General features: G+C 45.2%; 8 protein-coding genes and 1 riboswitch. Of the genes, 6 read left to right on the forward strand and 2 right to left on the reverse strand.

Features of this window, described 5'->3' with window-relative positions; all coding sequences use genetic code 11:
- Positions 1-36: 36 nt before the first annotated feature.
- From A3766_RS20430 to A3766_RS20455, 6 genes are all read left to right on the forward strand, one after another.
- Entirely contained in the window at positions 37-1,635 is a 1,599-nt protein-coding gene (locus tag A3766_RS20430; RefSeq protein WP_068508026.1) for an isocitrate lyase, read from the forward strand.
- Between the two features lie 226 nt (positions 1,636-1,861).
- On the forward strand, positions 1,862-2,428 hold the full coding sequence (locus A3766_RS20435) for a hypothetical protein (protein ID WP_068642891.1): 567 nt from the start codon (positions 1,862-1,864) through the stop codon (positions 2,426-2,428).
- Between the two features lie 114 nt (positions 2,429-2,542).
- Entirely contained in the window at positions 2,543-3,808 is a 1,266-nt protein-coding gene (locus A3766_RS20440) for an HD domain-containing phosphohydrolase (RefSeq protein ID WP_068508030.1), read from the forward strand.
- On the forward strand, positions 3,805-5,271 hold the full coding sequence (locus tag A3766_RS20445) for an ATP-binding protein (protein WP_068508031.1): 1,467 nt from the start codon (positions 3,805-3,807) through the stop codon (positions 5,269-5,271). Before A3766_RS20440 ends, A3766_RS20445 begins: the two co-directional genes overlap by 4 nt.
- 56 nt (positions 5,272-5,327) lie before the next feature.
- Positions 5,328-5,501, forward strand: a riboswitch (TPP riboswitch).
- A 67-nt stretch (positions 5,502-5,568) separates the two neighbouring features.
- Positions 5,569-7,434 (forward strand): phosphomethylpyrimidine synthase ThiC, encoded by a 1,866-nt coding sequence (thiC, locus tag A3766_RS20450; RefSeq protein WP_068553106.1) that lies wholly within the window; start codon positions 5,569-5,571, stop codon positions 7,432-7,434.
- 38 nt (positions 7,435-7,472) lie between these two features.
- Positions 7,473-8,411, forward strand: coding sequence for a LysR family transcriptional regulator (locus A3766_RS20455; RefSeq protein ID WP_068508035.1), 939 nt, complete (start codon positions 7,473-7,475; stop codon positions 8,409-8,411).
- A gap of 32 nt (positions 8,412-8,443) precedes the next feature.
- Here A3766_RS20455 and purN read toward each other — a convergent pair whose 3' ends face one another.
- Positions 8,444-9,112, reverse strand: a complete 669-nt coding sequence (gene purN, locus A3766_RS20460; RefSeq protein ID WP_068508037.1) for a phosphoribosylglycinamide formyltransferase — start codon at positions 9,110-9,112, stop codon at positions 8,444-8,446.
- 2 nt (positions 9,113-9,114) lie between these two features.
- A partial coding sequence (gene purM / locus A3766_RS20465) for a phosphoribosylformylglycinamidine cyclo-ligase (protein WP_068642893.1) occupies positions 9,115-10,110 on the reverse strand: 996 nt, incomplete at its 5' end.

Below are 10,110 nucleotides of genomic sequence, written 5' to 3' on the forward strand. Positions count from 1 at the left end.
AGGGGGTTTCATTCCTAAACATAAGGGATACGTAAAATGTCACAATACCAAGACGAGATCAAAGCAGTAGCATCTGTTGTAGAAGCAAAAGGTGATAGCTGGGCTGCAATCAACCCTGAGTCAATTGCACGCATGCGCGCTCAAAACAAATTCAAGACTGGTCTTGATATCGCGCAATACACTGCTGATATCATGAACGCTGACATGGCTGAATTTGATAAAGATAAAACTAAGTACACGCAGTCTCTAGGTTGCTGGCACGGTTTTGTCGGCCAACAGAAGATGATCTCTATCAAGAAGCACTTCGGTGGCAAGACTGACCGTCGTTACTTGTACCTTTCTGGTTGGATGGTTGCTGCACTACGTTCAGACTTCGGTCCACTTCCTGACCAATCAATGCACGAAAAAACTGCTGTTGCATCGTTGGTTGAAGAGCTATACACATTCCTGCGTCAAGCTGATGCGCGTGAACTAGGCGGTCTTTTCCGTGCTCTAGACGCTGCTAACGAAGCTGGCGATTCAGCAAAAGCTGCTGAAATCCAAGATCAAATTGACAACCACGTAACTCACGTTGTGCCAATTATTGCTGATATCGATGCTGGTTTTGGTAACGCTGAAGCGACTTACCTAATGGCTAAGCAGATGATCGAAGCGGGTGCTTGTGCACTACAGATCGAAAACCAAGTTGCTGATGAAAAGCAATGTGGTCACCAGGATGGTAAAGTAACTGTTCCTCACGCTGACTTCCACGCTAAGATCCGTGCATTGCGTCACGCTTTCCTTGAGCTAGGTATTGACAACGGTATCATCGTTGCACGTACTGACTCTGAAGGTGCTGGTCTTACTAAAGAAATCGCAGTAGTTAACGAGCCGGGCGATTCTGGTGATATCTACAACTCTTACCTAGATGTTGAAGAAGTTACTCCAGAAGAAACAGCTCCTGGTGATGTGCTAATCAGCCGTGACGGCAAGCTTGTTCGTCCTAAACGTCTTCCTTCTGGCCTATACCAGTTCCGTTCAGGTACTGGTCATGAGCGTTGTGTATTCGATTGTATCGGTGCGCTTAATGCTGGTGCTGACTTGCTTTGGATCGAAACTGCAGTACCAACTGTACACGAGATCAAAGGCATGATGGACGACGTACGTAAAGTACACCCAGATGCGAAGCTTGTTTATAACAACTCTCCATCTTTCAACTGGACCTTGAACTTCCGTCAGCAAACTTATGATACATGGGTAGAAGAAGGTAAAGACGTATCTGCATACGATCGTAACAACCTGATGTCTGCTGAATACGATGAGTCTGAGTTGTCTGCAGTTGCTGACGAACGTACTCGTACATTCCAAGCGGATACTGCTCGTGAAGCGAACGTATTCCACCACTTGATTACTCTACCAACTTATCACACGACTGCATTGTCTGTTGATAACTTGGCTCAGAACTACTTTGGTGATATGGGTATGTTGGGTTACGTTGCTGGCGTTCAGCGTAAAGAGATCCGTCAAGGCATTGCATGTGTTAAGCACCAAAACATGTCAGGTTCTGACATCGGTGACGACCACAAAGAGTACTTTGCTGGTGAGCGTGCTCTTAAGGCAGGCGGTGCTAAGAACACTTCTAACCAGTTCTCTTAATCTGAGACTGGCTAGTTAAGCTTTTTTGATAATGTATTATTGAAAGATGCTTAATGTGTTTAGAAAAAGGCGACTCTAGAGTCGCCTTTTTTGTGGAGATTAAAAGAGGGCAGAGTCAGTGAGTCTAACCCCTTTTAATCTTTAGACTATAGTTTATAGGGTGCGCAATGCGCATCACTACGTATTTTGGTGCGCACCGCGCACCCTATAAAAAGGGCAACTTATCATGATTGACACTCCTTCCTATCTGCAAGATGCTAAAGACCTTCTCGGCAAAGATGGCTTCGCGAGCGGCGATGTGTGGTACCACGGTACTTCGTCTGCGCTGGTTACCTCTATTAATGGTGCGGGGCTTAAGCGTTCGGGTGATAAGGTTATGAATCAGGCTGCTAAGAAGACTATGGCAATGATTGGTAATAACTACACCGAGACACATGATCCGGTATTCCTAACACAGAGTAAGGAGCTTGCGTTTTATTGGGCTCAGCAGGCGGTTAGAAGTCGTAGTGTGCGAGTCGAGGGTGATGAGTCGCCAGTTGTTTACGAAGTTAAGCTGCCAGGTGATCTGCTTTCTAAAGTTAGGCCGGATGTTGGCGCTGCAAGTCTTTTGATGGTAAAGGAGGGAGAGCATTATATGGCGTTTTTGGCTGCACTTTATCAAGATAATGAGGCGGGCGCGTTAGATATAAACCTAATGAAAGCTGATCGTAATGAATATCTAAATAAGCTGGGTATGGCTTATATTGATCAAGATATATCACCTGGGTACGTAAAGCTTTTGTCTGAAGGGTAATACCTATAAAAACTTAAATTAATCGTGAAAACATAGTACAAATTCTCTCAGGAAGGCCTATAATTTAGTGTAAATAAAGCTGACACTATTCACTGAGTTTAGGCATTCCTTCGCATGGCAGTAAAAAAGATCCCTATATCCTTACTTAAGGTTGGTATGTATATTACCAAGCTCGATATATCGTGGATTGACAGCCCCTTCATGTATCACCACTTGAAGATAAAAAATGCCGCTCAAATTGATAAGTTGCTCAAGGCGGGTGTCAAGCAGCTCTCGATTGATACCTCAAAGGGTGTTGATGTAGAAGCGTCAGCTGATGTTATTCGTGATAAGTCCTCACAAGAGACTGATAAATCACAAGAAGATCAGGCTGCGAAAGATAAGCCAGTTTCAGAAGCAAGTGCTAAGGAAAAATTGCCTGAGCGTACGTCTATTAGTCAGGAGCTTGGTGTTGCTAAAGAGTTAAAGGGCAAAGTTGAGAAGCTGGCAGATGAGATCAATGAAGCTCTCAAAAACGATAAAGTGGTTGATGCTCGGCAGGTTTCGCCTTTAATTGACGCTACGCTGTCTAGTCTACAGCGGAATAACCAAGCACTCGCTATCCTTATCAATATTCAGCGTAAAGATGCTTCGCTCGCAAATCATACTTTCGCTTCATTTAGTTTAGTCTTAAGTATATCTATCAAGCTCAGCTTAGGTGACGATGCACAACAGGCGCTCGCTTTAGCCGCATTTTTTCACGATACGGGTTGGCTAAAACTGCCTATGCATTTGCTTGGTAAGGCATCACCTTATACGGCGAGTGAAAAGAAGTTAATTTATCAGCATGTCTCGATAGGCTTACGGTCGTTAAAACAAAACTGTGAGCTCAGTTCAATCGTAATGCGCATTATTACCGAGCATCATGAGCACCTGGATGGAAGCGGTTACCCTTCTGGACTTAAGTCTGATCAGATACATCCTTTAAGTAAGGTTTTCGCAGTGGTTGTCAGGTATGATGAGTTAGTCCACGGCTTGCTTGATAGGCCTGCGGTAACACCTCATGGCGCTCTTGCTAATCTATATAAAGAGGCCAAAAATGAAAAACTTGATGAGCCTTCCGTGTCAGCGCTGATTAGTCTATTGAGTGTTTATCCGGTGGGTAGTGCTGTCCAGCTAAGCAACAAAGAAAAAGGTATTGTTCTTGAGATCGATGCCGATCAACCAAAATTACCTGTCGTAAAGGTTGTTTACGATATGGCAGGGATGGCGCATATTAAGCCCAAGGTGATTAACCTTGCAAAAATCAAGACAGATAAAGAGCTGTCGATTACTTCTGTCTTGGATCTAACCGTCCCAGGCGCTGACCCTGCACAGTTATTGCGAGTAGACCTTTCGTGAGTCCTTCTTTTGATATCACTTCTATTACCTTGGATGCTTTACCTGAAGGTGTGTTGCTTGTCGATAGTGACGGTTGTATTCAGTTCTTAAACAAGGCAGGCCAGGCCATGTTAGGCTGGGATATTGATGCTATTGCCGAAAAAGCAGCGGAGGGCGGTACTGCTCATGAACTATTTTGCCGTCATAGTATTTATACTCATCACGAAGCTGAGGAGTGCCCCTTGGCAAAACAGGGTGAAGCTCAGCTAGCGCCACAGGAATGCTATTGGACGCATAAGAATTCTGAAAACATTGCCGTCAGTTACCGTAGAAGTTATACCGATGATGGCAGCTGCATGATTCTTTTCACTACCTGCGAGCAGCAAGGCTTTCAGCTTGAAGAGCTCAAGAAGCTTTCATTTTTTACTGAAATAAATCCCTCCCCATTGCTGGAGCTTGATGATCAAGGCCTGATTCTTTTTAGTAACCCTGCAATGACTGATCTAATGCTTGAGTTTGGATTTGACGATGAAGGGGCGCCCGCTATTTTACCCAGAGATCTTGCTGCTCTGGTCGGCAAAGCAATAGAGCAGGGTGGTCTAGAGAATATCGAGTCTTCTGCAAATGCTGAAGAAAATAACGATAAGACATCACACTTTTTATGGAGTTTCCATATTAGTGATGGCAGTCAAGGTAGCGCAGTATTGCTTTCAGGGTTAGATGTGACCAGTAATAAAGAAATGGAACTTCAGCGTCAAGAGTTTGAACGAAGCCTGGAGCTCGAAAAAGAACGTACTCGAAAAGAATACTTGGCAATGATGGTGCATGAATTGCGCTCACCCTTGAATGCAGTTGTCGGTTACGCTGGCATTCTTAAATCAAAGTTGTCTAGTCAGTGTAGTGAAACGCAGCTATCTTTGTTCGACCGAATTATCGGGGGCGGTCAGCAGCTCGCTGAACAGATCAGCACGACTTTGGATTCTACGCGGGTAGAAGCTGGAAAGCTGGCTGCCGACATTTCCCGCTTCAATGCAGTGCCTGCGCTTGAAGAAGCGTGTGTACAAGGTGAAACCCTTGCCAAGAAAAAAGGCTTGGATTTTCGCTCTGAGATTTCGGATTCTAACATATACGCCTTGGCAGACAGGCAGCACTTTAAGCAAATTGCGATCAACCTTATTTCCAACGCAATTAAATATACGCAAGCGGGAGCTATTGAAGTATCTCTTCGTCCCAGTTTTGATGAGCAGGTCGGCAAGTGCGTTACTCTTGAAGTAAATGATACAGGCTGTGGTGTTCCTCAAGGACAGCGTGAAAGCATTTTCAAACTATATCAGCGCCAAGATTCCCATGAGAATAGTGAGATTGAAGGTGATGGCTATGGTTTAGCAATATGCTGCGAAATGCTCGCGCTGAATCATGGTCGAATTGTTCTCGATAGCGAGGTGGGGCGAGGTAGCTCCTTCTCGGCTATTTTTCCTCGTTAGGCGATGCTAAAGCGCTTATTTCTTGCCATATCATTCAACACTCCCTAAAATCGATGAAAATCTTGTCGGGGAGCATCTGTCATTTTATCGCTTGATGATTTGCGAATGCTGAGACCATATAAATTCTTGGGATATATCCAATTATTTGTTGTTCTACATTTTGTAGGCAGATAGGGACCCGTTGAACCTGATTGGTTAGAACCAGCGTAGGGAACAAGAATTCATCAAGACTAGACCGATGATTCTAATTGCTTCCTTACTTACCACACTCGTAATACCGGATATGCGGAGCAATAGATGAAAAACGATTCGTTAAAGAAACTGGGTGATACAGCTTACGTAGATGAGTTATCTACCCAGCCTTTTCCAGCCTCAAAAAAAGTATATGTAGAAGGCAGTCGTAAAGATATTCGCGTAGCGATGCGTGAAATTTCACTTACCCCAACTCAGTTGCAGAATGGCGAGCTTGAGGATAACCCTCCAGTTAGAGTTTATGACACCTCCGGCCCCTATACAGACCCCGAGATAGAAGTTGACGTCACAAAAGGGCTAATGCCCTTACGCGATGAGTGGGTTGCTGAACGAAATGATACTGAAGAGTTACCTGGTTTTAGTTCTGAGTACGCAAATGTACGTGATCAAAACCTAGCCTTGGATGGCTTGCGTTTTGAGCATAAGCGTAAACCTCTAAAAGCAAAAGCCGGAAAGAATGTCACGCAACTGTATTACGCTCGTCAGGGTATCATTACGCCGGAAATGGAATATATCGCTATTCGAGAAAATCTGGCTTTAAGCGAGGCGCAGATGGATGAAGCGCTAGCTAACCAGCATCCAGGCGAGTCTTTCGGCGCTTCTATTCCTAAAATGATTACCCCGGAATTTGTCAGAGACGAAGTCGCTCGTGGTCGTGCTGTCATTCCTTGTAATATCAACCATCCGGAAACCGAACCGATGATTATTGGTCGGAACTTCCGCACCAAGGTGAATGCCAATATTGGTAATTCTGCGGTGACATCTTCTATTCAGGAAGAAGTCGAGAAAACAGTTTGGTCGACGCGTTGGGGTGGTGACACCGTAATGGATTTGTCTACAGGCCAGAATATTCATGAGACACGTGAATGGGTCATTCGAAACTCTTCTGTACCGATTGGTACGGTGCCGATTTATCAGGCGCTTGAAAAATGTGGCGGGGTTGCCGAAGATCTTACCTGGGAGTTGTTCCGTGATACTTTAATTGAGCAGGCGGAGCAGGGAGTTGATTACTTCACTATCCATGCAGGTGTGTTATTGCGCTATGTGCCTATGACGGCGAATCGAGTCACCGGGATCGTTAGTCGTGGTGGTTCAATTATGGCTAAATGGTGCCTTGCTCATCACAAGGAAAACTTCCTCTATACGCATTTTGAAGAAATTTGCGAGATTATGAAAGCCTATGATGTGTGCTTTTCACTTGGTGATGGTTTACGCCCAGGTTCAATTGCTGATGCAAATGATGAGGCGCAATTCTCAGAGCTTCGTACTTTAGGCGAGCTTACCAAGATAGCTTGGAAGCACGATGTGCAAACCTTTATTGAAGGCCCGGGTCATGTGCCGATGCATATGATTAAGGCGAATATGGAAGAGCAGCTCAAGCATTGCGATGAAGCGCCTTTCTACACGCTTGGCCCACTTACTACCGATATCGCACCAGGCTATGACCACTTCACCTCAGGCATTGGTGCTGCACTGATTGGCTGGTATGGTTGTTCAATGCTTTGCTATGTCACGCCTAAGGAACACTTGGGTCTACCTAATAAAGAAGATGTAAAACAGGGCCTTATTACCTATAAGATCGCGGCTCATGCTGCCGACCTTGCAAAAGGCCACCCTGGTGCACAGATTCACGATAATGCTATGTCAAAGGCTCGTTTTGAGTTTAGATGGGAAGATCAATTTAACCTTGCGCTAGATCCTTATACTGCTCGTGCTTATCATGATGAAACATTACCTAAGGACTCTGCTAAAGTTGCACATTTCTGTTCAATGTGTGGCCCTAAGTTTTGTTCAATGAAAATATCTCAGGAAGTTCGTGATTACGCAGCAGAAAAGGATGCGAACGAAGGTATGAGTGAGATGTCGGAGAAATTTAAACAGGAAGGTAGTGAAATCTACCATGAAGTTTAAGTTTAATTGAGTGTTATTAGCCAAGGGCGTCTAGGTCTATGAATCTAAGTGATGTTGATCTAAATTTGCTGGTTCACCTAGATGTACTTTTGCGTGAGCAAAACGTCACCAAGGCTGCAAACCATCTTGGTATTACGCAGCCTGCGATGAGTAATGGTTTGAAGCGTTTGCGCTTGCTGTTCGAAGATCCATTGCTTGTTCGTACCAGTGACGGTATGGCGCCTACTGAGTTGGCGCTCAGCCTTAAGCCTGCGGTGAGAGAGATATTATTCAATATCGATCGTGTAGTTCACCCGGATAGGGATTTTGACCTTCAAAGCCATCGGGTGTTTCGCGTGATGGCAAGCGACTACGCTGAATCTACCTTGATTCCCGCTGTTTTAAGTGAAGTTCGCAAGCAGGCGCCTAATATCACGCTCGATGTTTTAACGCCCAGTGATGTATCTTTCGAAGATGTTGAGCAAGGCCGTGTCGATATGGCGATTAATCGCTTTGATACTTTGCCGCAGTCTTTTCACCAAAAAACGCTCTGGTCTGATACCTTCTCATGCCTGATGAGCCCTAGTAACACCTTGGTCAATAGCTTCGATCTGGATGCCTACCTAAAGGCCAGCCATATTTGGGTGAGTAAAACTGGCTTTGGTGTGGGTGTTGGAGTGAACCCGAATGATGTGCAGCGCTTGGGTTGGGTTGATGAAGCGCTGGATCGTATTGGAGCAAAGCGCGAAATTAGTGTATTTACCCGTCATTACCAGGTGGCGATGTTGTTGGCGCAGCAGCATGACTTAGTGGCTACGCTGCCGAGCCGCGCGGCGCGTTTAAAAAGTGAAAGCTCTAAGCTTGTAATGAAAGAGCCGCCCTTCGATATACCAGCATTCGATCTCAAGATGGCCTGGAGTCCTTTACTTCATCATAATGCGGACCATCAGTGGTTTAGGCGTTTGATTACAGATATTGCTCAGAAAGAGAGTGAATAATCGTTGGTGAAGCGCAAGGGTGGCGCAGACTCTTAGTGTAAAGTCTGCTCAATCTCTAGCTTAAGGCCGCTTTCGGGCAACTGCTCGCCATCCAGATAGGCTTGGCCATCTTTCATTTCAAGACGTCCATCGATAAACCACTTAACCGCAATGGGGTAAATGATGTGTTCCTTTTCAAGTACTCGGGTGGCAAGTGTTTCTTCAGTATCCTGATTTAAGACTGGTACAATAGCCTGGATGATGTTCGGGCCGCTATCAAGCTCAGCGGTAACAAAGTGAACACTCACGCCGTGCTCTTTGTCTTTTGCTTCAAGCGCACGCTTATGAGTATGTAGGCCGGGATATTTAGGCAGAAGAGAGGGGTGAATGTTAAGCATTCTTCCTTCAAAACGGCGGACAAAATCATCGGTTAAGATACGCATAAAGCCCGCTAATACCACGAGATCCGGTTGATGCTTCTCAATCGTCTTAATCAGCTCTGCATCAAAAATCTCTCGTTGAGCGAATTTTTGATGTTCGATGACATGAGTATCAATCTCAGCTTTCTTAGCTCGCTCTAGGCCCTTAGCATGGGGCTTATTGGAAATAACAGCGCTGATCTTTCCAGGGATTTCTTCACGTTGATAGGCGTCGATTAAGGCTTGAAGGTTGCTGCCGCTACCCGATATCAAAACAACGACAACAGGATCTCGTCCTTCCATTACTAAGCGCCTAGTCCATTTAGTTGGACTTGCTCTTCGTCGGAAGATGTGTCGGCAATTTCACCAATTACCCAAGCACTTTCGCCTTCAGCTTCTAAAAGCTTGATGGCTGATTCTTCTGAACCGGCTGGAACGGCGATGATCATGCCAACACCGCAGTTGAAGGTGCGATACATTTCAACAGGATTTACGTTACCTGCTGATTGAAGCCATTTGAATACTTCAGGCAATTCCCAGCTCTGGGTCTCGATGACTGCTTTAGTTCCTTCAGGTATTACGCGAGGAATATTCTCAAGTAAGCCACCGCCCGTGATATGTGAAAGGGCATGCACCTCACCTTCTTTGATCAATTTAAGAAGAGATTTAACGTAAATCTTTGTTGGCTCAAGCAAGGCCGATTTTAGGTCGGTATCGCCAATTTCCTGGTTTAGGTCAGCGTTTGATACTTCTATAATCTTGCGAATTAAAGAGTAGCCATTCGAGTGTGGACCTGAAGAAGCGAGGCCAATTAACTTGTCGCCAGCCTTAACTTTGGTGCCATCTATAATCTCAGACTTCTCAGCAATGCCAACGCAAAAACCAGCCAAGTCATAATCTTCGCCTTCGTACATGCCGGGCATTTCAGCAGTTTCACCGCCGACTAGTGAGCAACCAGATAGGTCGCAACCAGCGCCAATGCCTGTTACTACATCGGCAGCAACGTCAACATTCAGTTTACCTGTAGCGTAATAGTCAAGGAAGAATAATGGCTCTGCGCCACCAACAATAAGATCGTTAACGCACATGGCAACGAGATCAATACCTATCGTATCGTGCTTATTGAAGTCCATGGCTAATCTTAGTTTTGTGCCAACACCGTCGGTACCGGAAATCAAAACCGGTTCTTTATAGCCCTTCGGCAACTCAAACATTGCGCCAAAACCGCCTAGACCGGCCATTACTTCCGGTCTTCGAGTTTTTTTGGCGACACCTTTAATTCTTTCTACTAGCTCATTTCC

The organism is Oleiphilus sp. HI0132 (assembly GCF_001635845.1).